Genomic DNA, 21,208 nt, shown 5'->3' on the forward strand with positions numbered 1-21,208 from the left:
TATTATAATAAATAATATTGAAAGGGGTAGTAAAAAATGCTTTATCCGTATTACGATAAAAAACCAGTCATCGCAGAGTCCGCTTTTATCGCCGATCATGTGACCATCTCAGGTGACGTGGAGATTGGTGAAGAGTCCAGTATTTGGTTTAACACTGTCATCAGAGGAGATGTCGCTCCGACTAAAATCGGCAATAAGGTTAATATACAGGATAATTCTGTTCTTCATCAGAGTCCAAATAACCCTCTTATCCTTGAAGATGAGGTGACTGTCGGTCACAGTGTAATTCTACATAGCTGCAAGATCAGGAAAAAGGCATTGATCGGTATGGGTTCAATCATCTTGGACAATGCTGAAATTGGCGAAGGAGCTTTTATCGGAGCTGGAAGCCTTGTTCCTCAAGGAAAGGTCATTCCTCCAAATACACTGGCCTTTGGTCGACCAGCAAAAGTGGTAAGAGAACTAAACGAACATGATATTAGTGAAATGAAGCGCATTTCCAGAGAATACGCAGAAAAAGGACAATATTATAAAAGCATCAAACCATTTTAACTTCCTATACTTGGGATACCCTATCCTTCATTAGATTACTCATGGAATATTTTTAGATATGCGTTGTGAAGAGGGAGAAGGGGTCCCGTTTTTTGATTCATCTGCCGTTTGGAATATTTTTCTGCCGCTTTCAGAATTTATCTGCCGAAAATAAATTTTATCTGCCAAAATGCCTATATATCTGCCATTCGACACAAATCAACAATTTCCGCGACACGCACACCCAACGCACACCCACCATCACCAAAAAAAGACCAACACTCCCAAAAGTGTCGGTCTCTCCTATCTTCTCTTATTCGCCTAGTGCTTCCGTTTTTAATGCTTCTGCTTTGTTTGTACGCTCCCAAGGAAGATCGATGTCGTTTCGGCCAAAGTGTCCGTAAGCAGCTGTTTGCTTGTAGATGGGACGACGAAGGTCTAACATTTTGATGATTCCTGCAGGGCGAAGGTCAAAGTTGTTGCTGACAACGTCGATTAGTACGTCCTCTGATACTTTACCTGTACCAAATGTATCAACAGAGATAGATACCGGCTTAGCAACTCCGATCGCATACGCTAATTGAACTTCACATTTATCAGCAAGTCCTGCTGCTACAATGTTCTTCGCTACATAGCGTGCTGCATAAGCTGCTGAACGGTCCACTTTCGTTGCATCTTTACCAGAGAATGCTCCACCACCGTGTCTGGCATAACCGCCGTATGTGTCGACGATAATCTTACGGCCAGTAAGGCCGGCATCCCCTTGTGGTCCACCGATAACGAAGCGGCCAGTCGGGTTAATGAAATATTTTGTTTGGTCATCAATCAGTTCATTCGGAACAACAGGATCGATGACATATTCCTTTAAGTTACGTTGGATTTGCTCAAGCGTCACTTCAGGGTGATGCTGAGTAGAGATAACGATCGTGTCGATACGGACAGGCTTATCGTTTTCATCATATTCAACGGTTACTTGCGTTTTCCCGTCCGGACGCAGGTAAGGAAGGATTTCTTCTTTACGTACTTCTGTTAAACGACGAGAAATTTTGTGTGCAAGAGAAATCGGAAGAGGCATAAGCTCTTTCGTTTCATTACAAGCAAAACCAAACATCAATCCTTGGTCACCTGCACCGATTGCATCGATTTCTTCATCTGTCATTTGACCTTCACGAGCTTCAAGCGCCTGGTCAACACCTTGCGCGATATCAGCAGACTGCTCATCAATGGACGTTAAGACAGCACATGTTTCAGCATCAAAGCCATATTTTGCACGAGTGTACCCGATTTCACGGATCGTTTCACGAACGATTTTCGGAATATCGACATACGTATTCGTTGTAATTTCACCAGCAACAAGAACAAGACCCGTTGTAACAGACGTTTCACACGCTACACGCGCATTCGGATCATTGGTAAGAATTGCATCAAGAATTGAATCAGAGATTTGGTCACAAATTTTATCTGGATGTCCTTCGGTTACGGACTCAGATGTAAACAGACGACGTTTAGTTGACATCAAGGTTCCTCCTTAAGCGTAGTTGTCAGATACTCATCTGACAAAACAATAAACAGATACGGTACTCATTTCCCTAAGTAGTATGAAGTAAACATGAATTTTTTATAAGAAACTCATGATTTATGTGCGTTTGGTCCACTATAAAACAGAAAAAACCCTTCCCCATTCGTAATGCATTAGAGGAAAGGTTTCAGATCATAGCCGCGCCTTTTCTCTCTTATCGTTCAAGGTTCAAAGACCTTGCCTCAGTTTAGCACCTTCGCCTAATCAGATCTGTTTCAAACAGAAAAGATCCATTCACTATTTAGCAGGTTGCTGGGTTTCATAGGGTCTGCTCCCTCCACCAGCTCAGGATAAGAGTATCCGTTCAAGGAACAATGATAACGTTTAGGACAATGGGTGTCAACTTTTTTTCCACTGACAGGTTTACCCATTCCAAAGCGCCTTCTTCTAGATTCCTACCCTTATTTTTGAGTACAATATCCTATTTAGCTCATGAGGCTAAACATTGGGACGGACTTTTCATATATATAAGAAGAAACAGGCTTTATTTTGAATAAAAATGTGACAAAATGAAGACACAATATAAAATTGAATAAATAGTATAGACTAATGATTCAATTGTGTTATACTATTTTTGTGAAGCAAACGAGATCATTAAATTTATATAAAGGAAGGGTTCGAATGAATTCAGTGAGCATGTCTAATGAATTAACGGAATTACTTAACGGTCAAAACATTCAGGAACAATTATCTGTTTCTCAACTAGTTGAAAAGGTCCTTCAACGAAATGAAGGCGTTTTAACATCATCAGGGGCAGTCAGAGCAGAAACTGGTAAATACACAGGACGCTCTCCTAAGGATAAATTTATTGTGGAAGAACCATCAACGAAGGATAAAATTGAGTGGGGTTCTGTCAATCAACCAATCTCTTCAGAATCATTCGATAAACTATATACGAAAGTACTTAATTACTTAAAAGAAAAAGAAGAAGTATTCTCATTTAAAGGGTTTGCTGGAGCAGATCCGAAACATAGACTACCGATTCAAGTAATCAATGAATTCGCTTGGCACAACCTTTTCGCTCATCAACTCTTCATCCGACCTACTGAAGGAGAGCTAAAGGATCATCTATCTGAATTCACTGTCGTTTCTGCCCCTAACTTCAAGGCAGATCCAGAAGTAGACGGAACTCACTCTGAGACATTTATCATTGTATCATTTGAAAGAAGAATTGTGTTAATCGGTGGTACTGAGTACGCAGGAGAAATGAAGAAGTCGATCTTCTCTGTTATGAACTACGTGCTTCCTGAATCCGATATCCTTTCTATGCACTGCTCTTCAAATGTTGGCCGTGAAGGTGATGTGGCATTATTCTTCGGATTATCAGGTACTGGTAAGACGACCTTGTCGGCAGATCCTAATCGCCGCTTAATCGGTGACGATGAGCATGGATGGTCTCCGAATGGTGTCTTCAATATCGAAGGCGGCTGCTATGCGAAATGTATCGGTCTAACCCGTGAAAAGGAACCACAGATCTTCGATGCAATCCGTTTCGGTTCTGTCCTTGAAAATGTTGTTCTGGAGGATCAGTCCCGCATCCCGGATTACGAGGATAACTCCTTAACTGAAAATACTCGTGCTGCTTATCCGCTTCAAGCGATGGAAAACATCGTTGAGCCAAGTATTGCAGGACATCCAAATACCATTGTTTTCTTAACGGCAGATGCGTTCGGAGTATTACCTCCAATCAGCAAGCTCTCTAAAGAACAAGCAATGTACCACTTCTTAAGTGGATATACGTCGAAGCTTGCAGGTACGGAGCGTGGAATCACTTCACCACAAGCTACATTCTCAACTTGTTTCGGCTCTCCTTTCCTGCCACTTCCAGCAACTCGCTATGCTGAGATGCTCGGCAAGAAAATCGATGAGCACAATGCACAAGTCTTCCTCGTAAACACTGGCTGGACTGGTGGCGAATACGGTGTAGGCAATCGCATGAAATTACCTTATACCCGTGCTATGATTCAAGCCGCACTTGAAGGCGAATTGACGAATGTTGAAACGGTGAAGGACGACATCTTTGGATTGAACATCCCTGTTCATGTCCCAGGTGTTCCTGACGAAGTCCTTCAGCCTAAGAAAACATGGTCAAATGAAACGGCATATGAAGCGAAAGCGAAGGAACTCGCTCACAAATTCAATGAGAACTTCAAGAAATTTTCAAACGTACCTTCTGACATTCAACATAAAGGCGGTCCATCCGTTAAATAATACAACTTAAACAAGGTCCGTCCCTCTACTTTCGAGGGACGGACCTTGTTGTATTACAATCTGGTCACGTTCGGCTTATTAGACTGAAGTTACAGCCCTTTTTTCCGACCAGTGATTCGGTTAAATAAAAATACGACAATGGCAATAATCAGTAAGATATGGATGACGGCTCCACCGATTTTAAAAATCAAGCCAAGCAACCATAGTACTAATAATATCCCTATAATGGTCCAAAGCATGTCTCTTCCTCCTTAATACTCTGCTTGCTCATAAGATTCCCTATAATGAAGATTTTAAAACCAAATGCATCATCTATTCCTCAAAAATTAAAAAAATTTATTTAAAAATACTCCCTTACTAAATATTGCTAATTTTGGTATGATTATGATTAAAATTTATTGGGGGAATCAAAATGATTAGACAGCTTACAGAACAGGACCATGAACGTTGTCAACGTCTTATCCATCAGGAACCTGCTGAGAACTTATTTATTATCGGTGATATTGAAGCTTTCGGGTATGAGCAAGAGTTCCAGAAAATCTGGGGCGATTTTAACGAGGAGGGGAACTTGAGAGGGATCCTCCTCAAGTACAGGGAAAACTTCATTCCATATTCACTTGGTGAATTTGATGCTGAAGGGTTTGCTTCCATTATTAATGAGACAAAAGACTATAGCATCGTTTCAGGTTTAAAACAGATCGTAGCTGAGGTTGAACCCTTTTTATCCAGGGACATTCAATCGAAGAGACATATGTATTATGCGAAATGTGACAATACCTCGTCAATGAATGATCAAGATCTGCCCCATGTGAAAGAAGCAGGTCTTACCGATATACCTAAACTTGTAAGCCTTCTAAATCGTATACCAGAATTTAGCGGTGGCGATTTCACTGTAGAAAAACGTAAGCATAGTATGGAAGCCGGAGTGGCCAGAACCTATTATGTAGAAGAAGACGGAACATTTGTTTCTTCTGCTTCCACAACCGCAGAGAACAGTATGTCTGCTATGGTTGTCGCCGTCTGCACCCATCCCCAATATAAGAAAAAAGGATATGCGACAGACTGCATGACGAAGCTTTGTCGGGACGTATTAAAAGAAGGCAAAGAACTTTGTCTTTTTTATGATAATCCAGAAGCAGGGACTATTTATAAGCGTATTGGATTTAAGGACATCGGCTATTGGTCTCTTTATAAATTCTAAAAAAAGAAAAGAGGCTGGGACATAACCAAATCAATATAATCGAAAGACGAACAATCAGGATATAAGACCATGTTAGGGTTTCTTGTGACACCGCTGTTGATTTCCGTGCAAGACTTCGCTTTCCTCGGGCGGAAGCTGAGCCTCCTCGTCGCTGACGCTCCTGCGGGGTCTCACCTATTCCGCTTTTCCCGCAGGAGTCTTCGTCTTGCACTCCAATCAACAGCTAGAACCAGTTAAATACACTGTATATGCTTTTAAAATAACAATAAAAATCCGAACGTTTTCGATTTTCATTAAAGAATATCGAATAATTGTTCGGATTTTCATTTGGCTAAAACCCTTTTGTCCCAGCCTCTTCTTATTATACGGCAATGTTGCGTTGTTGTATCAATTTAGCTTGTACCAAGCGCTTTCTTACCGTGATCCCAATCCAGCTTGCGAGAAATGCTTTGATTAGACCAACTACAATGAATGGATAAACCCCTGCGACCATCGCTTGATTCCAACCTAGATCTGCTACAAATTTCAGCTGGATGGTACCGAGTATCAATATAACGATCATTCCAACTGTATTAGCCATCATGGCCATAGGGATGGTAAACTTGGTTTTCTCAAGAATCAAGCCGGTTAAGAATGCCGCTACAATAAATCCAAAGATATATCCTCCCGTTGGACCGACAAGTACTTGCGCCCCTCCACTGAATCCTGCAAATACCGGAACACCGACCGCACCAAGTGCAGCATAGCATACCAGGGAAAATGCTCCATATCTGCTTCCAAGAATTGTTGCTGTGATTCCGACCGCCAATGTTTGTCCGCTGATGGGAACGAGAGGAAGCGGTATTTCAATTTGAGCGAATATCCCTGTAATCGCTGCAAAGATTCCACATTGTATGATCATCCTTAGTTTTTTACCGTTCACTTGTAAATCCTCCTTGTATATGTAAACTCTTCATAACTATAAGTTAACACAATAGAAAGGATTTAGGAACGCTTACTTTTTCATTCTTGATACTTCAGATTACTCTAGCTTGGAGCATATACGTTACAAATCCTTTCTTTAGCCCCCAGCTCTAAAGCCGTTTTTAATGATATTCTGCCTTGTGGTAGCTCATCGTCTCCACTTGCGCTCACTAAATATAAAACAGTTTGATTCGGGTATCGTTTATCACTTACCTGTATGATTCTTCCAATCGCTATGTATGGCAACATAGTATTCTCCTCATTTGTCGTTTTTGCATATCCGTTTCCACTATCACTACATGGACGCAATTCACAAATGGAATTACGTCTTAGCAGCGATTTGAATGTCTTGTCATTTCCTTACGAATGATTTTTACGTTCTCTACTTAGAGATAATTCTTCCCTGACATGTTCAGCAGCTTCTACCATCACGGTAAGTGATGCAATCGTTTCATCTATCCCGCGTGTTTTCAAACCACAATCCGGATTGATCCAGAACAAAATCGGATCTAGGACCTCCAATGCCCTATTAATATTCCCAATCAATTCCTCACGCTTCGGTATACGGGGACTATGGATATCATATACGCCTAAACCTATCCCTTTATCGTACGTATTGTCCTCAAAGACATTGATTAACTCCCCGTGACTCCTTGAGGTTTCGATTGAGAGGACATCTGCATCCAAGTCCCTGATTGCATCGATGATATCTTCAAAATCCGAATAACACATATGAGTATGAATTTGGGTTTGATTTTGCACTGATGATGTCGTCAGCTTGAATGCATAGACAGCCGCTCGCAGATAGTCCTCCCAATGTTCTTTTTTCAAGGGTAGACCTTCCCTTAGAGCTGGTTCATCCACCTGTATCATCCCTATCCCGTTTTCCTCCAGGATTTCTATCTCCTTACGAAGGGATAAGGCAATCTGACTGGCTACTGTATTGCGTGGTAAATCATTTCTGACGAATGACCAGTTTAGAATTGTTACTGGTCCGGTCAGCATCCCTTTTACCGGCTTATCCGTTAACGATTGAGCATATACGGTTTCTTTAAGGGTCATCGGTTCTTTGAAATCCACATCCCCATAAATAATAGGAGGTTTCACACATCTCGAGCCATATGATTGTACCCATCCAAGCTTCGTGAATTGAAAACCATCTAATTTCTCTCCAAAAAATTCGACCATATCCGTCCGTTCAAATTCACCATGTACAAACACATCCAGGCCGATTTGTTCTTGAATGTCGATCCATCGTTTTATTTCGGCACGGATAAACTGTTCATACTCAACACCGGTAAGTTCTCCCTTCCGCCATTTCAAACGTTGTTTTCTTACCTCCTGCGTTTGTGGGAAGCTTCCGATTGTTGTAGTAGGAAGGAAAGGCAACGCTGATTGTTCCACTCTGCGAATCGGGAATGGGTCTTTCCGTCCGACATGTGCTCTCTTCAATTCTTCCACAGCTTCCTGCACCCGTAAGTTGTTACGGAATGGAGATGCATGTAACTTCTCAATCGCAGCCACACTATCCTCAATCTCTTCCTGTATTTTGTCCGCTCCTAATCTTAGCCCTTTAGCCAGAATAGAAGCCTCCTTCAATTTCTCATCAGCAAATGAAATACCATCACACAGGGGGTTGCGAATGCCTTCTTCATTCCTAATCGTGACCGGTACATGCAATAAGCTGCATGAAGGTTGAACAATCAGGCGGTCCTTGGATACATATTGAGTCAATTCAGATAAATATGAACAAGCTTCAGCAAGGTTCCTCCTCCAGATATCCCGGCCATCCAGCACTCCAGCAGCTAAGATTTTATCTCTCGGAAAACCATTCTTCTTTAGTGAAGCTAAATTCTCTCCTCGATCATGTATAAAATCGATTCCTATTCCGTCTACCTGAAGGGCTACCAACTCGTCATAATATTCTAGACGGTCATAATACGTTTGAAGAATGATTTTAACATGGGGTGATGATTTCTTTAATAACCGGTACACTTCTTTCAATATGTTCATCTCTTCTTGTGTGATCGAAGTACATAATATCGGTTCATCGATTTGTACCCACTCTACACCTTCATCCTGTAATTCCCGTAAAATCTCAGCATAAAGAGGGACAAATTGATGTACGATTGCCTGATATTCGCTTTCCTTGTATCCTTTAGACAATTTAACGAATGTTAAGGGCCCTAAGATAACCGGTTTCCCCTTGATGCCAAGCTTTTCTTTGGCTTCTCTAAAAAATCCCAAGGGGCGATTTTCAACCAAGCTAGGTTCTCTATCCCCCAGCTCCGGAACGATATAATGATAATTTGTATTAAACCACTTGGTCATCTCTGATGCTGCCGCATCCTTCCCACCTCTCGCTATTTCAAAATACGTATCCAGTGGGACTTTTCCACCTTTATAGTCAAATCGCTTGGGAACTATTCCGAACATCACGGCTGTATCAAGGACATGGTCATATAAACTAAAATCTCCGGTAGGAATTAAATCAATTCCTTGGTCCAGTTGTTTCTTCAGATGCTTGAGGCGAATTTCTTCCATTTGTTCCAGAAATGACTCCTTTTCAATCTTGTTCGCCCAATAGCTTTCCAGCGTCTTTTTCCATTCCCGTTTTTCACCAATTCTTGGATACCCTAAATTCGAACTCAATACCTCATTCATTCTTTTCACACCCCTCATCTTTAATCGGACATTTCTAATCTGTTACTCAACTTGAAGCTGTCTCAACAAAAAAATCCCTCTTTCTAAAGAAAGAGAGATTCATACGCAGATCTAACCAGAGTCGAGACAACCCTGTTTTCTCAACACGCATTCCTCACCCCTCTCTATATCCACGTAGAGCATAAGCGCATACAACAGGCAGGTCTCCTGACTTAGGTTCATCGCTTCTTATCCCTTCCCATTTCAAAGGAAATAGTGGTTGAATGATAAGTTGCTCCCCATCACAGTGGCGGGACCATGCCGGAATTTCACCGGTCTTCCCTATTAGCTGAGTACGACTCAGCACCTATTGCATTTCCTATTCAATTTTACGGATTACTTCATAAAAAAACCTCTCTATCGACAATAGAGAGGTTTTCACGTTTATGAGAATCCTCTCTTATTTTCCAAAGCAAATCGCTTTGCAGGAATTAGCACCTTTTCAACAAATCTGTTGAATGGTTGCCGGGTTTCACAGGGCCAGTCCCTCCACCACTCTTAATAAGAGTTATTTGTTTTACTATTCCGAAATTAGGAATAATACTAGCACGGTAAAGATGCGCTGTCAAAAGAAATTTAGTAACAGATACCCGTTTCCTTAATAATAAGTACTTTCTGCATAATGACATTTGATACAAGACCTTGTTGCTACAGTCTCATAAAAGACGTGTTTGCAATTGTCCTGAATACACTTCACTTCTTTCTCAAGCTCCTGGATTCTCTCACGGAGTTTGGATCGTTCATCCATCATTTTACGTATCTGACAGCTGGGATTATCGGTAGAGGTTTGATCCATTTTCAACAAACTCCTTCGATTTTTCTTTTAACCCTTTTTGTATTTCCTTTGTTTCATTATCAAGATTGGAACCCTTCATTCCCCTAATATCATGTGAGATTCTCATGGAACAGAACTTTGGACCACACATCGAACAAAAATGGGCGGTTTTTGCTCCTTCGGCAGGAAGAGTCTCATCATGATATTCTTTCGCACGTTCTGGATCCAATGATAGGTGAAACTGATCATTCCACCTAAATTCAAATCTAGCTTTAGAAATAGCATCGTCCCTTCCTTGTGCTCCAGGGTGTCCTTTTGCTAAATCCGCTGCATGTGCTGCTATTTTATAAGCTATGACTCCTTCTCTTACATCGTTTTTATTCGGCAAACCTAGGTGCTCCTTTGGTGTGACATAGCAGAGTAGAGCTGTCCCAAACCAACCAATCATTGCTGCCCCTATGGCAGAAGTAATGTGATCATAACCTGGAGCTATATCGGTCGTTAACGGACCAAGTGTATAGAAAGGTGCTCCATGACAGATTTCCATTTGCTTATCCACATTTTCTTTAATCTTATGCAGTGGTACATGGCCAGGGCCTTCAATCATCACTTGTGCATCATGCTTCCAAGCAATCTGCGTCAGCTCGCCTAATGTTTCAAGCTCTGCAAATTGTGCTTCATCATTTGCATCCGCAATGGAACCGGGTCTTAACCCGTCACCTAATGAAATTGAAATATCGTAGGCTTTTACGATTTCACAAATGTCTTCAAAATGTGTAAACAGAAAGTTCTCCTTATGATGGGCAAGACACCATTGTGCCATGATTGATCCTCCACGTGACACGATACCCGTTGTCCGTTTGGCTGTTAAATGAATATAACGCAATAATACTCCTGCATGAATCGTGAAATAATCCACGCCCTGCTCCGCTTGCTCAATTAGCGTATCCCGGTACACTTCCCACGTAAGATCTTCAGCAATCCCATTCACCTTCTCAAGTGCTTGGTAGATCGGTACCGTTCCTACAGGGACAGGGGAATTTCGAATCACCCACTCTCTCGTTGTATGAATGTTTTTCCCCGTTGATAAATCCATTATGGTGTCTGCTCCCCACCTGGTGGCCCACGTCATTTTCTCAACTTCTTCTTCAACAGATGATGATACTGCTGAGTTTCCGATGTTTGCGTTTATTTTCACATGAAAGTGACGACCGATGATCATCGGCTCACATTCAGGATGGTTGATATTTGCTGGAATGATCGCCCTGCCCTTTGCTACTTCGTCTCTAACAAAAGCGGGATCTACGTTTTCCCTGATCGAGATGAACTCCATTTCCGGTGTAATGATTCCTTTCTTCGCATAGTGCATTTGTGTCACATTACGACCTGTTTTAGCCCTCATGGGAGTTCGGTTGACGTGTGGGAAACATTCCAGATTTGCACGTGGGTCTCCTCTTCTATATCCGTTATCTTCCGGTTCGACTTTACGACCGCTGTAGACCTCTGCATCCTGACGTTCCAGAATCCATTTTTCCCGGACAAAAGGCAGTCCTCTTTGAATATCTACTTGATAATCATCCTCTGTATATGGCCCACTTGTGTCATATACTCGAACAGGAGCATTGTCTTCATCCCCGAGAGTTGCCTCCGTCTTACTAAGCTCGATTTCTCTCATCGGTACGGTTATATCTGACCTTGACCCTTTGACATATACTTTCTTACTGTTTGTAAATTGTGATTTTAACTCGATCCCCACTTCACTTCTCCTCCTTTTGGTTGGATCCGGAAGCTACTGCGTCAGGCAGTTCACGTTGGCACCAGTGAAAATGAAGACACAAAAAAGGGTCCTGAAAGATCAGAACCCGGCATGTCAAAAAGTAGTAAGCGCATCAGATAAAATAAAAACGCTTCCTCACTACTTCCCTCCGCTGGTATCATCCAGATCAGGTTCAAAGGGTCAAAGAACTTATGCGTCCTTCTCTCAGTCCGAGCAAATGTATCGGACTCCCCTAGTAGAAATTCATTACTATTTTAATTGTTACATACTATTTTTACCATACTCCATCCTTTATTCAAATAGGTGGATAGTATCAAATCAAATGTGATGAGAGTCTTTTACAAAAAAGAAACATGTTGACGTACAAGCTTGAATATCCTTTGAATATGTGAGAAATGGATAAGGAGGAAGAACATGAAGCGATTGGTTGTCTTACTATTATGTATTTTTGTGTTAAGTGCATGTGGGGAGAAAAAACCTGCATCCTATGAATTATGCGGTTACGGGGATATGATGGTTGTGAACGACAAGGAGTATGTGAAAGTACCTGCCGAGAAGAAACTTACCCTCGATGAAAAGGTTGGGTCCATCAAAGAAAAGATTGAAACAAAGTATCATCCCGTCAATGATTTCACTGCTAATACGTTGGCAAAAGGGACTCCTATCTATAGTGTGAAAGATCACAAGAACTACCTGATTGCACAAACAAAGGATAACCGTTATCTATTATATGAGGTAATTAAGTAAAAAAAAACGAAGGCTGTATGCTGTTGCTTGCAGCCTTCGTTTTTTTTTAATTGGTGTAGTTTAAGGAAATCAATCGATACAGGATCGTCGTTTTCTCATCCTTCCATTCCATCTTTTCGACCTTGCCATATCCGCTCGGATCACTATGTTTCGTCTTTCTCACATCGATCGGCATATGCATAGGATAAAGCCGATATCCGTCCTTTTGCAGAAGGAACAGATTCTCTTCTTTTCTCACTTCTCTTCCTTTTGTCACGATCATCGTGTTTAACTCTAAACCCATACCCATTTCATTTAACCTCAATCCTTAATAATCTCACACTTATTGACTATTGATTCTTCATCCATGCACAGAGCATGGAGACAATTTGTTGATTCTTCCTCGGTGGAAAATAATGTGTGAATTCTTTGAAGTACTGGGTCGAAAATGGTTTTCCCAGCTCTTTCAATCTTTTTTCTAATCTATATGCATGCTCGACTGAAACGTTCCGATCTTTTTCACCATGAATGATCAAGACAGGCGCATCCAGGCTTTCTAATTCATTTAGTGGAGTGCGCCAAACATACCTTTCCGGAAATTTATTCGGACTCCCTCCAATCACTCTCTTCATCATTCTACGGAGATCATTCCGTTCCTCGTAGGTTAAGAACATATCCGATACGCCTCCCCATGAAACAATAGAGATGACACCCCTACATGCGATACCTGTCAAGAGAGCCATCACTCCTCCTCTTGAGAAACCGAATATATGGATCCGTTTCCGGGCTACTCTAGGATGATTTTCAAGCAATCGGACTCCGGAAATGGCATCTTCACGGTCCTCCCCCGCAAAATCCTCATTTCCTTCCCCTCCTAGATTCCCTCTATAGTACGGCGCGAACACAATAAATCCCTGAGAAGCGAATTGAGCAATCCGCGCGGGCCGGACCATTCCTACACCTTTTATGCCTCCCCTTAAGTAAAGGAAGCCATCATGCTCCCCTCCTGCAACAGGCTCCGCTAATAACCCTTTCACCCTGAGTCCTGCCGAGATGTATGTAATTTCATTTAGTTCTACTTGGGGATTCGGTGAAGGAAACAATATTTTCTTCACAATCGTGCCGTTCTTCATATTCTCTTCCTTTCAAAACGTACCTTGGGCATTCACACATTATTTTAAGCCTACATAGAATAATTTAGCAAATCTCATAGGCGATGCGCGATACTGCCTTTATAACCATCCTACCCTACTACATGATTGATTAACAAGGCAAAGAGCGCTGCACTTATCCCCAACTATTGCTTGAATAGACACCTTATGATTAAAGGAGGAAGATTGAATTGCAAAAATGGATTAAAAGTGGATTATCCCTATTCCTTATTCTCATGTTAACGATCGGATTGACCGCCTGCGGAGGCAAAAAGGATTCGTTACAAAAAGTGAAGGTGGCAGAGGTAACACGATCGATTTTCTACGCTCCTGAATATGTGGCGATTGAAAAAGGATTTTTCAAAGAGGAAGGACTAGACATTGAACTTACGACTACCTGGGGCGGAGATAAAACGATGACAGCGCTCCTCTCTAATGGTGCAGATGTCGCATTGGTCGGCTCTGAAACATCCATCTATGTCCATGCGCAGGGCTCAGATGATCCGGTGATCAACTTTGCTCAATTAACCCAAACGGACGGGACGTTTCTCGTCTCCAGGGAAAACGTAGAAAACTTTAAATGGGAGCAACTAAGGGATTCTACCTTCCTTGGGCAACGTAAAGGCGGCATGCCGCAAATGGTTGGAGAATTTGTATTAAAGAATCACGGCATCGATCCCGAAAAAGATCTAAACCTGATTCAAAACATCGATTTTGCGAATATTGCTGGCGCCTTTGCATCTGGTACAGGGGATTACGTCCAACTATTTGAACCAACAGCGTCAATTCTCGAGCAAGAAGGAAAGGGGCATATCATTGCTTCCTTTGGAACCGAATCAGGTCATGTTCCTTACACTACCTTTATGGCCAAAGATAGCTATATGAAAGATAACAAAGGAACCGTTGAGAATTTCACCAAAGCCCTTTATAAAGCCCAGCAATGGGTGGAGAAAAACTCTGCTCGGGACATCGCGAAAGTGATTGAGCCTTATTTCGAGGATACGGACTTGGAATTAATTGAAACGGTCGTGGAACGATATAAATCTCAAGGATCTTTTGCAACCGATCCAATACTGGATGAAGAAGAATGGAATAATCTTCAGGACATCATGGATGAAGCCGGAGAGCTTCCACAACAGGTTGACCACAAAACGCTGGTTAACACCTCCATCGCAGAAAGAGTAGCAAAGTAGCCATATCTTAAGGGCTGACCTCCCATGTCAGCCCTCCTTGTAAACTAACGAAATGGAGGCTTAAAACAGTGAACTTTCTATCAATTGATTCCATCCACCATACCTACTTTTCACCGAAAACGGCCACCCATGCCCTCGCAGACATTTCATTAGAAGTAAACGAAGGTGAATTCATCTCATTCATAGGTCCTAGCGGATGTGGCAAAACGACGCTACTTTCGATTATCGCCGGTCTCATCCATCCGACAGAAGGTACGATTTCATTAAACAATCAGCCCATTGGCAAAATGAAAAAGAAGCTTGGCTATATGCTTCAACAGGATTATTTGTTTCCTTGGAAAACAATTGAAGAGAATATTTTTCTGGGTTTGACCATAACGGGGAACCTGTCAGAGGAGAAAAGGACAGAGGCACGGGAATTATTAATTGAGATGGGATTAGACGACGTAGAAGCCTCCTATCCACGGGAATTATCAGGAGGAATGCGTCAAAGGGTGGCATTGATTCGAACCCTTATCACAGAACCTCAATTACTTCTGTTGGATGAACCTTTCTCCGCCCTCGATTATCAAACTAAGTTAAAGCTAGAGGACCTTGTGTTTTCCACCTTGAAATCCTTTGGGAAAACCGCTGTTCTCGTCACACATGATATTGGCGAAGCCATATCCATGAGTGATCGCATCATTCTATTCGGATCAAAACCTGGCCGGATCCACACCATATTCGAAGTACCGTCTGTGTTAAGAGAGTTAATGCCCTTTGAAGTCAGAAATCATGAAGCCTATCCAGAATTTTTCCAGATCATATGGAAGGAGCTTGAAAAACTTGAATCCCGAATCGATTAAACATAAACATCTCGAATACATTCAGTCACTCAAAAAAGAGCAGCGATTGGTATGGTTTTATCAAGCTCTCATTTTTATTGTGTTCTTTTCTCTTTGGGAAGTGGCGAGTCGAAAAAGCTGGGTGGATCCCCTCATTTTCAGCTCTCCATCAAAAATATGGAAGCTTTTTCTCGTAAAGCTTGGTGATGGCAGTCTAATCGCAAACTTATCCGTGACCCTCGGCGAAACCGTCATCGGCTTTATCCTTGGTACCTTGCTTGGAACCCTGTTAGCCGCTTTGTTATGGTGGTCACCATTTCTTTCTAAAGTGTTGGACCCTTATCTTGTCATCCTGAACGCCATGCCAAAGGTAGCACTCGGCCCGATTTTAATTGTCGGGCTTGGACCCGGCTTCACGTCCATCATTGCCATGGGGACCGTCATCTCTGTCATCATCACGACCATCGTGGTTTACACGGCCTTTAGAGAAGTCGATCCGAATTATTTGAAGGTAATGCAGACCTTCGGGGCGAAGAGAGGGCAAATGTTTAAAGAGGTCATCCTCCCTGCCTCCTTCCCCACGATTATTTCGACGTTGAAAGTAAATGTCGGATTATCATGGGTCGGGGTCATCGTGGGAGAATTTCTTGTTTCAGCCAAAGGACTCGGATATATGATTATTTATGGATTCCAGGTATTCAACTTTACTCTTGTCCTTCTCTCTCTGCTTGTGATTGCAGTATTTGCTACGATTATGTATAAGCTCGTGGAACAGCTTGAGAAGAAATGGATTAAGTCATAAGATCGAGATGGGCAACCCTTCTTAGAGCCAGTTCCACGACTTGATCCTTCATAATGAAACTAAAGGAAGGATCGTCCTGAATCCTTGAGAAATCACTGCTCCAGAGGACGGCTCCTTCTGTTTCCATATAATCATCCTTAGCGATCAGTTCTATCATTGTTGCAAAGAAAATGGTCTTAACAAATGGTGTGTGACCATACACCTTATATTCCCCGATAAAAAGAGGATCCTTGATCACTCCCCCTGTTTCTTCAAATGTTTCCCGAATCGCTGCTTCCTCGATGGTCTCTCCTTTTTCCCTCTTTCCTCCAGGGAATTCGAGACCTCTTTTTTTATGACGGGTCAACACCCATTTCCCGCTGTAACGACAGAGTACCAATACATGGTGTGATTCCTGATTGAAATACCCTTGATTAAAGGACAGCTCTACATTTTTTCCGTTTTCATCTGTAAATTGATGCATCCCGCTTCACCTCATCTTTACACGCTTTCCTTAATCTAACCATAACTAAAAAGCATTGGTCCACAGATTTCTCCTATGAACCAATGCTTTTTAGTTAAACTTCAGGATCCTCATGAGGTGGAGAGTTCAAGATACCAATACTTTCAATAAACGTTTTCGCCTCTTCATCACCCAGGCGATGGATCATTTCATATACTTGATGCAAGTTTTCGTCGTAAGCATCATTATCCCTATCAAAATGATATTGAATATATGGAACGTGAGACCGGTAGAAATTCTGCCAATCGACTGAGTGATTGGAATCGAACACTTCCCGGAGCTGAGTAATTTCTTCATCATTTGCTGATATTTTAAAGTTCCATGGTGAATCTGTAGAGCTTCTTGAAATTTCACCCGTGGCTACTTCAATATAGTAATCATGTCGTTCTTCGTTCATATTCCCACTCCTTCACTGGTCTTATCCTTAAATTTCCCTCAATTGCCGATATTCTATTCACTTCGATTCTTTCTCAAGACTTCAACCGCTTTCTTCAAAAATCCCGGCACTGGAACTCCCGCTCTCCCGACATTCTCGATAATTGAAATCATTTCATTGCATAAATAAAAAATAATCGTTGCATTACGAATAAAGTGCTGATTTGTTAGTATAGTATCAATAAGATGGGCGACCGTAACAAGAGAAAAAATCAGTACTTTACGCCCGATTCCTTTGACCCCGAATTTACTTGATAGCTTTCCTTCGATCCCACTTGCAATCAACCCTGTAAAGTAATCCAGAATCACTGCAATCAGAAGAAATGTAATTAACATGTCCCATTCGCCAAAAAGGTTAAGAATAATGGCACCTACACCTGCACCAAGAAATAATATACTTTTCTCCAAATAAACATCTCCTCTTCTCTAATGGTTCGTTTCACTTGAATTAACCCAATGGCATCCCAGCCAACAATCCTTTCCTGTGGTTAAAAAGTCTGATAAAGGGTAAAGACAAATAAGAGTTGTCCTAGCATAATATGTAGAGTAATTCAGAAACGTTCATGTTAAAATGGAATGAAAGGGAGGTGAAGAGCATGAAGTTGATCGAAGAAATTTATGAAATGTACCGTGGAAGAATCAAAGGTACCGACGAAGACTTAGACCTCATTGCCCTTACAATCTTAGAAGACACATCCAGGAAAGAGTTATTGGAACTGATTCAAGAAATGGAAACAGAAGAATTACAATACTTCTTCCGCTTATACATATTTGAAACACTGAAAGAAAAATGGTCCGACAGCGAAGAACGGGTAAGGCTTGAGAAGAAGAGTCTTCATTAATGCATAAAAACAAGTGAGAAATTTACGCTTGTCCCCTGTCATCCGAGCTAAACATATAATAGAAAAAAGCGTTGTTCCGATAATCGGAACAACGCTTTTTTCTATCCCTTTACATCCACCATAAGTCCTTTACTAGGATGAGGGACCGGTTGGCTAACCTGCATTTCCTTCATCATCACCGTGACTTGAGCTGTTTGAGTGGCCATTTGACTTTTCAACAAATTCATACTGAGCGTATGTTGAAGCTCTGCAACTTGCTTCCCCATTATAGAAGAGACATCCATGGTAACTTCCCCCTCGTTTCCTCTTTCAAGGTTGGTGCAAACTAATAGAATAATTACAGTATCTCAAGCATAGCAAACATGTATGGGTAATCATAGACAAACTTACGCCAATACGTCATAAAACTGTTGATTTAATTCCATGAATGTTCGATCCTTCTATGGTAAAATAGTGAAAAAAAGGGGGTTGCATAATGTCAGTAACTCTTGTTCTGATCATTGCCGTAGTTATATGCATTTTGATCATTTTCGTAAGTGCCCTAACGACTTCAAAGGCATATACAACCGTTAAACATACAGTCGATCCGCTTGAAAATAATCCTCATCTTGAAAACATGAAGGATGAAGAAGATAATAATAAAGCAGAGTAAAAAAATCCACCGTTCGTTTTGAACGGTGGATTTTTTTATGGTATTTAGGCAAATACTTGTTTCAGTTCTTCATTGCTTTGGCTGAGCCAGAATTTCATTAATTTCTTGGCTCCTTCTAAATCATGAAGCTTCGCTTGACCACATTGCTTTTCATTCGCTGCCGGTATCTCTTCAATTTCTACAGCTTCTTTCATCGTAGCATTTAAGAGATCGATGATTTCTTCCACTTTCGGTTCTCCGCTAACGACTAAATAATAGCCCGTTTGGCATCCCATTGGTGAAATATCAATAATATCAAAATGAGCATAAGGCTCAGCATATTTACGAATCGTAAAGGCAAGTAAATGCTCAAGAGTATGAATGGAATCCGGCTTCATCGCTTGTTTGTTAGGTTGACAGAAACGAATATCAAACTTGTTCACAAGTCCGTCTGTTCCTACTTTATGCACACCGCAATGTCTGACAAATGGTGCTTTTACTGCATTATGATCTAATTCAAAGCTTTCTACTGAAGGCATTAAAATCACTCCCATTTAGTTTCTCTTCTTAGTATAACGTAAATCCATAGTTATTTCATCAACTTAATCTGAATTAAGTCGAAAGCCTATATTTTTGTCATTCCGATTTCATTTTACTCCCCCTCAAAATGCCGCTTGTAATTTACGGATAACCAAGGCATAAAGCTCAAACATTTTAATCCACTGAAAAGTTTTGATATAGTTAAAGAAAATCAATGAGGAGAAGGATCATGAAACGGTTATTATTATTGTTATTTAAAATATATCAACGGGTTATCTCTCCTCTCAAACCTCCCACTTGCCGATTTTATCCCACCTGCTCCCATTACGGCGTACAGGCAGTCAGTCGATTCGGCGCATTACGGGGAGGCTTTCTAACGATCAAACGCATTTTAAAATGCCATCCTTTTCATCCAGGTGGAATCGACCATGTGCCTGAGGAATGGCCACGGAAGGACTAGCTCCATATCGGGAGGTAGCCTTTTTTTGTGTTCCAACATCATCTTTCATTGAATCTATTCATTTATCTTGCTTATTCCCCGTAACGATAGTAAAATAACCTTTGTGCTAAATCGTAATCATTACTGTTATTGTTTTTTTGTTAAACGAAATGTTGATGCAGCATCATCACGTTACTTTGTAGGGAAATCAACAATACTCATTATTAATCCTAAAAGGAGGATTCCTCTTGAACTATATTCGTATGTGCTTACTCTTATTAGTCATTTTCACATTGTCAGCTTGCGGGACCACATCCCAACAAGATGAGGATACCAATCAAGATACTTTAGAAATATACACCACTGTGTATCCATTAGAAGATTTCACGAAAAAAATCGGTGGAGACTATGTTGATGTTGAAAGCATCTATCCTCCAGGTGCAGATGAACACACGTTTGAACCTTCTCAAAAAGATATGATCAAGATGGCTAATGGAGATGTCTTCTTTTACGTTGGGATGGGGCTTGAAGGCTTCGTGGAAGGGTCTAAATCGATTTTAGAGAACGAAGATGTTACCGTCGTTCCTACCAGTAAAGGAATCGACCTGAAGCCAAGTGGGGAAAGTTCTAATGAGCATGACCACGATGATGGGCACAACCATGACGTAGATCCCCATATTTGGCTAGACCCAATATACTCCAAAGAAATGGCGAAAAACATTGCCAACACTCTTTCGAACGAAATGCCCGAGCACAAAAAAGAGTTCCAAGCGAACCTTGAAACCTTGATGAAAGAGTTAGATTCATTAGACAAGGAATTTAAAAACATGGCTGATCATGCACCCAAGAAAACATTCTTCGTATCCCACTCAGCATACAGCTATTGGGAAGAACGCTACGGACTTCATCAAGAAGCCATAGCAGGATTGAATACTGCCGATGAGCCTTCTCAACAAGAGTTAAAGAAAATCATCGAAAAAGGGAAAAAGGACAATGTACATTACATCCTCTTTGAACAAAACGTCTCCTCACGTCTGACAGAAGTCGTCCAAAATGAATTGGGAGCGAAATCACTCACCCTTCATAATCTATCTGTCCTGACAGCAGATGACCGAAACAAAGAAGAAGACTACTTTTCATTGATGAAGAGAAACATTGAAACGTTAAAAAAAGCATTACAATAGGATAGTTGAAAAGAGCAGCCTCCCGTGGCTGCTCTTTTTTTTCGAATAGGAGTTCGAATCCGGGAATGGTCTCGTTTATTTTTAAAACCAGACCACTTCTTTTCAAAAATCAGGATTTATTTTCAATTCTGACCTATTAGTTTTCAAAACCTAAAGATGTGCCTCCTGGAAGGACAGATTCACCGATCCTGACTCAGTA

General features: G+C 41.3%; 24 protein-coding genes and 4 riboswitches. Of the genes, 11 read left to right on the forward strand and 13 right to left on the reverse strand.

Annotated elements, in window-relative coordinates; all coding sequences use genetic code 11:
• Window positions 1–36 precede the first annotated feature (36 nt).
• Window positions 37–552 carry a gamma carbonic anhydrase gene (locus FGG79_RS12450; RefSeq protein WP_138778755.1) on the forward strand — a complete coding sequence of 172 codons (516 nt, stop codon included), beginning with the start codon at window positions 37–39 and terminating at the stop codon, window positions 550–552.
• Window positions 553–844: 292 nt separating this feature from the next.
• Here the strand turns inward: FGG79_RS12450 and metK are convergent, their stop codons facing one another.
• On the reverse strand, window positions 845–2,047 hold the full coding sequence (gene metK, locus FGG79_RS12455; RefSeq protein WP_138778757.1) for a methionine adenosyltransferase: 1,203 nt from the start codon (window positions 2,045–2,047) through the stop codon (window positions 845–847).
• Between the two features lie 214 nt (window positions 2,048–2,261).
• Window positions 2,262–2,407, reverse strand: a riboswitch (SAM riboswitch).
• A 324-nt stretch (window positions 2,408–2,731) separates the two neighbouring features.
• On the opposite strand from metK, the gene pckA reads away from it, so the two are divergent.
• Complete coding sequence (pckA, locus tag FGG79_RS12460; protein ID WP_138778759.1) at window positions 2,732–4,321, forward strand: phosphoenolpyruvate carboxykinase (ATP); 1,590 nt, start codon at window positions 2,732–2,734, stop codon at window positions 4,319–4,321.
• Between the two features lie 89 nt (window positions 4,322–4,410).
• Here the strand turns inward: pckA and FGG79_RS12465 are convergent, their stop codons facing one another.
• Window positions 4,411–4,560: a lmo0937 family membrane protein gene (locus FGG79_RS12465; RefSeq protein WP_138778761.1), complete on the reverse strand. Its 150-nt coding sequence runs from the start codon at window positions 4,558–4,560 to the stop codon at window positions 4,411–4,413.
• A gap of 173 nt (window positions 4,561–4,733) precedes the next feature.
• On the opposite strand from FGG79_RS12465, the gene FGG79_RS12470 reads away from it, so the two are divergent.
• The gene (locus FGG79_RS12470) at window positions 4,734–5,522 is read left to right on the forward strand and encodes a GNAT family N-acetyltransferase (protein WP_138778763.1); all 789 of its coding nucleotides are present in this window, start codon (window positions 4,734–4,736) and stop codon (window positions 5,520–5,522) included.
• Between the two features lie 361 nt (window positions 5,523–5,883).
• Here FGG79_RS12470 and FGG79_RS12480 read toward each other — a convergent pair whose 3' ends face one another.
• The 4 genes from FGG79_RS12480 to thiC all read right to left on the reverse strand — a co-directional run bounded on the left by FGG79_RS12480 (window position 5,884) and on the right by thiC (window position 11,719).
• Window positions 5,884–6,423 carry a biotin transporter BioY gene (locus FGG79_RS12480; protein ID WP_138778891.1) on the reverse strand — a complete coding sequence of 180 codons (540 nt, stop codon included), beginning with the start codon at window positions 6,421–6,423 and terminating at the stop codon, window positions 5,884–5,886.
• 125 nt (window positions 6,424–6,548) lie between these two features.
• A complete protein-coding gene (locus tag FGG79_RS12485; RefSeq protein ID WP_138778765.1) occupies window positions 6,549–6,734 on the reverse strand; it encodes a hypothetical protein in 186 nt (61 codons plus the stop codon).
• Window positions 6,735–6,845: 111 nt separating this feature from the next.
• Complete coding sequence (metE, locus tag FGG79_RS12490) at window positions 6,846–9,149, reverse strand: 5-methyltetrahydropteroyltriglutamate--homocysteine S-methyltransferase (protein WP_138778767.1); 2,304 nt, start codon at window positions 9,147–9,149, stop codon at window positions 6,846–6,848.
• A gap of 180 nt (window positions 9,150–9,329) precedes the next feature.
• Window positions 9,330–9,514: riboswitch (cobalamin riboswitch) on the reverse strand.
• Window positions 9,515–9,585: 71 nt separating this feature from the next.
• A riboswitch (SAM riboswitch) is annotated at window positions 9,586–9,696 on the reverse strand.
• Between the two features lie 265 nt (window positions 9,697–9,961).
• Window positions 9,962–11,719, reverse strand: coding sequence for a phosphomethylpyrimidine synthase ThiC (thiC, locus tag FGG79_RS12500; protein ID WP_138778771.1), 1,758 nt, complete (start codon window positions 11,717–11,719; stop codon window positions 9,962–9,964).
• A 147-nt stretch (window positions 11,720–11,866) separates the two neighbouring features.
• A riboswitch (TPP riboswitch) is annotated at window positions 11,867–11,984 on the reverse strand.
• A 170-nt stretch (window positions 11,985–12,154) separates the two neighbouring features.
• Between thiC and FGG79_RS12505 the strand changes: the two genes are divergently transcribed.
• Window positions 12,155–12,487, forward strand: a complete 333-nt coding sequence (locus FGG79_RS12505) for a hypothetical protein (protein ID WP_138778773.1) — start codon at window positions 12,155–12,157, stop codon at window positions 12,485–12,487.
• Between the two features lie 46 nt (window positions 12,488–12,533).
• Here FGG79_RS12505 and FGG79_RS12510 read toward each other — a convergent pair whose 3' ends face one another.
• Window positions 12,534–12,776 (reverse strand): DUF2584 domain-containing protein, encoded by a 243-nt coding sequence (locus FGG79_RS12510; protein ID WP_138778775.1) that lies wholly within the window; start codon window positions 12,774–12,776, stop codon window positions 12,534–12,536.
• Between the two features lie 40 nt (window positions 12,777–12,816).
• Window positions 12,817–13,599: an alpha/beta hydrolase family protein gene (locus tag FGG79_RS12515; protein WP_138778777.1), complete on the reverse strand. Its 783-nt coding sequence runs from the start codon at window positions 13,597–13,599 to the stop codon at window positions 12,817–12,819.
• A 209-nt stretch (window positions 13,600–13,808) separates the two neighbouring features.
• Between FGG79_RS12515 and FGG79_RS12520 the strand changes: the two genes are divergently transcribed.
• The 3 genes from FGG79_RS12520 to FGG79_RS12530 all read left to right on the forward strand — a co-directional run bounded on the left by FGG79_RS12520 (window position 13,809) and on the right by FGG79_RS12530 (window position 16,436).
• Window positions 13,809–14,810 (forward strand): ABC transporter substrate-binding protein, encoded by a 1,002-nt coding sequence (locus tag FGG79_RS12520; protein WP_481747276.1) that lies wholly within the window; start codon window positions 13,809–13,811, stop codon window positions 14,808–14,810.
• A gap of 68 nt (window positions 14,811–14,878) precedes the next feature.
• The gene (locus FGG79_RS12525; protein ID WP_138778779.1) at window positions 14,879–15,655 is read left to right on the forward strand and encodes an ABC transporter ATP-binding protein; all 777 of its coding nucleotides are present in this window, start codon (window positions 14,879–14,881) and stop codon (window positions 15,653–15,655) included.
• A complete protein-coding gene (locus FGG79_RS12530) occupies window positions 15,636–16,436 on the forward strand; it encodes an ABC transporter permease (RefSeq protein WP_138778781.1) in 801 nt (266 codons plus the stop codon). The genes FGG79_RS12525 and FGG79_RS12530 overlap by 20 nt, the downstream gene beginning before the upstream one ends.
• Here the strand turns inward: FGG79_RS12530 and ytkD are convergent.
• The 3 genes from ytkD to FGG79_RS12545 form a co-directional block, all read right to left on the reverse strand.
• Entirely contained in the window at window positions 16,426–16,899 is a 474-nt protein-coding gene (gene ytkD / locus FGG79_RS12535; RefSeq protein ID WP_138778783.1) for an RNA deprotection pyrophosphohydrolase, read from the reverse strand. The two genes, FGG79_RS12530 and ytkD, sit on opposite strands and share 11 nt — an antisense overlap.
• A gap of 94 nt (window positions 16,900–16,993) precedes the next feature.
• A complete protein-coding gene (locus tag FGG79_RS12540; protein WP_138778785.1) occupies window positions 16,994–17,335 on the reverse strand; it encodes a hydrolase in 342 nt (113 codons plus the stop codon).
• Between the two features lie 53 nt (window positions 17,336–17,388).
• Window positions 17,389–17,781, reverse strand: coding sequence for a phage holin family protein (locus tag FGG79_RS12545; protein WP_138778787.1), 393 nt, complete (start codon window positions 17,779–17,781; stop codon window positions 17,389–17,391).
• Between the two features lie 188 nt (window positions 17,782–17,969).
• Between FGG79_RS12545 and FGG79_RS12550 the strand changes: the two genes are divergently transcribed.
• Window positions 17,970–18,215, forward strand: a complete 246-nt coding sequence (locus FGG79_RS12550; protein WP_138778789.1) for a DUF6154 family protein — start codon at window positions 17,970–17,972, stop codon at window positions 18,213–18,215.
• A gap of 101 nt (window positions 18,216–18,316) precedes the next feature.
• Here FGG79_RS12550 and FGG79_RS12555 read toward each other — a convergent pair whose 3' ends face one another.
• A complete protein-coding gene (locus FGG79_RS12555; RefSeq protein WP_138778791.1) occupies window positions 18,317–18,499 on the reverse strand; it encodes a polyribonucleotide nucleotidyltransferase in 183 nt (60 codons plus the stop codon).
• Window positions 18,500–18,690: 191 nt separating this feature from the next.
• Between FGG79_RS12555 and ytzI the strand changes: the two genes are divergently transcribed.
• Window positions 18,691–18,867 carry a YtzI protein gene (ytzI, locus tag FGG79_RS12560; protein WP_138778793.1) on the forward strand — a complete coding sequence of 59 codons (177 nt, stop codon included), beginning with the start codon at window positions 18,691–18,693 and terminating at the stop codon, window positions 18,865–18,867.
• Between the two features lie 44 nt (window positions 18,868–18,911).
• Here ytzI and FGG79_RS12565 read toward each other — a convergent pair whose 3' ends face one another.
• Entirely contained in the window at window positions 18,912–19,385 is a 474-nt protein-coding gene (locus tag FGG79_RS12565; protein ID WP_138778795.1) for an S-ribosylhomocysteine lyase, read from the reverse strand.
• A gap of 230 nt (window positions 19,386–19,615) precedes the next feature.
• Between FGG79_RS12565 and yidD the strand changes: the two genes are divergently transcribed.
• Both yidD and FGG79_RS12575 read left to right on the forward strand, forming a co-directional pair.
• Entirely contained in the window at window positions 19,616–19,846 is a 231-nt protein-coding gene (yidD, locus tag FGG79_RS12570) for a membrane protein insertion efficiency factor YidD (RefSeq protein ID WP_138778797.1), read from the forward strand.
• 227 nt (window positions 19,847–20,073) lie between these two features.
• Window positions 20,074–21,009 (forward strand): metal ABC transporter solute-binding protein, Zn/Mn family, encoded by a 936-nt coding sequence (locus FGG79_RS12575; protein WP_138778799.1) that lies wholly within the window; start codon window positions 20,074–20,076, stop codon window positions 21,007–21,009.
• The last annotated feature ends 199 nt before the right edge of the window (window positions 21,010–21,208 follow it).

Origin of the sequence: Bacillus sp. BHET2 (assembly GCF_005938125.1) — a bacterium.
Lineage (GTDB): Bacteria > Bacillota > Bacilli > Bacillales > Bacillaceae_B > Rossellomorea.

What these genes read in the sequence shown, in the direction of transcription:
- FGG79_RS12550 (WP_138778789.1), top strand. Translation starts at nt 17,970, where the DNA reads ATGAAGTTGATCGAAGAAATTTATGAAATGTACCGTGGAAGAATCAAA.
- FGG79_RS12450 (WP_138778755.1), top strand. Translation starts at nt 37, where the DNA reads ATGCTTTATCCGTATTACGATAAAAAACCAGTCATCGCAGAGTCCGCT.
- FGG79_RS12465 (WP_138778761.1), bottom strand. Translation starts at nt 4,560, where the DNA reads ATGCTTTGGACCATTATAGGGATATTATTAGTACTATGGTTGCTTGGC.
- ytzI (WP_138778793.1), top strand. Translation starts at nt 18,691, where the DNA reads ATGTCAGTAACTCTTGTTCTGATCATTGCCGTAGTTATATGCATTTTG.
- yidD (WP_138778797.1), top strand. Translation starts at nt 19,616, where the DNA reads ATGAAACGGTTATTATTATTGTTATTTAAAATATATCAACGGGTTATC.
- pckA (WP_138778759.1), top strand. Translation starts at nt 2,732, where the DNA reads ATGAATTCAGTGAGCATGTCTAATGAATTAACGGAATTACTTAACGGT.
- FGG79_RS12565 (WP_138778795.1), bottom strand. Translation starts at nt 19,385, where the DNA reads ATGCCTTCAGTAGAAAGCTTTGAATTAGATCATAATGCAGTAAAAGCA.
- metK (WP_138778757.1), bottom strand. Translation starts at nt 2,047, where the DNA reads ATGTCAACTAAACGTCGTCTGTTTACATCTGAGTCCGTAACCGAAGGA.
- FGG79_RS12540 (WP_138778785.1), bottom strand. Translation starts at nt 17,335, where the DNA reads ATGAACGAAGAACGACATGATTACTATATTGAAGTAGCCACGGGTGAA.
- FGG79_RS12510 (WP_138778775.1), bottom strand. Translation starts at nt 12,776, where the DNA reads ATGGGTATGGGTTTAGAGTTAAACACGATGATCGTGACAAAAGGAAGA.
- FGG79_RS12480 (WP_138778891.1), bottom strand. Translation starts at nt 6,423, where the DNA reads ATGATCATACAATGTGGAATCTTTGCAGCGATTACAGGGATATTCGCT.
- FGG79_RS12485 (WP_138778765.1), bottom strand. Translation starts at nt 6,734, where the DNA reads ATGTTGCCATACATAGCGATTGGAAGAATCATACAGGTAAGTGATAAA.
- FGG79_RS12555 (WP_138778791.1), bottom strand. Translation starts at nt 18,499, where the DNA reads ATGGATGTCTCTTCTATAATGGGGAAGCAAGTTGCAGAGCTTCAACAT.
- metE (WP_138778767.1), bottom strand. Translation starts at nt 9,149, where the DNA reads ATGAATGAGGTATTGAGTTCGAATTTAGGGTATCCAAGAATTGGTGAA.
- FGG79_RS12470 (WP_138778763.1), top strand. Translation starts at nt 4,734, where the DNA reads ATGATTAGACAGCTTACAGAACAGGACCATGAACGTTGTCAACGTCTT.
- ytkD (WP_138778783.1), bottom strand. Translation starts at nt 16,899, where the DNA reads ATGCATCAATTTACAGATGAAAACGGAAAAAATGTAGAGCTGTCCTTT.
- FGG79_RS12515 (WP_138778777.1), bottom strand. Translation starts at nt 13,599, where the DNA reads ATGAAGAACGGCACGATTGTGAAGAAAATATTGTTTCCTTCACCGAAT.
- FGG79_RS12505 (WP_138778773.1), top strand. Translation starts at nt 12,155, where the DNA reads ATGAAGCGATTGGTTGTCTTACTATTATGTATTTTTGTGTTAAGTGCA.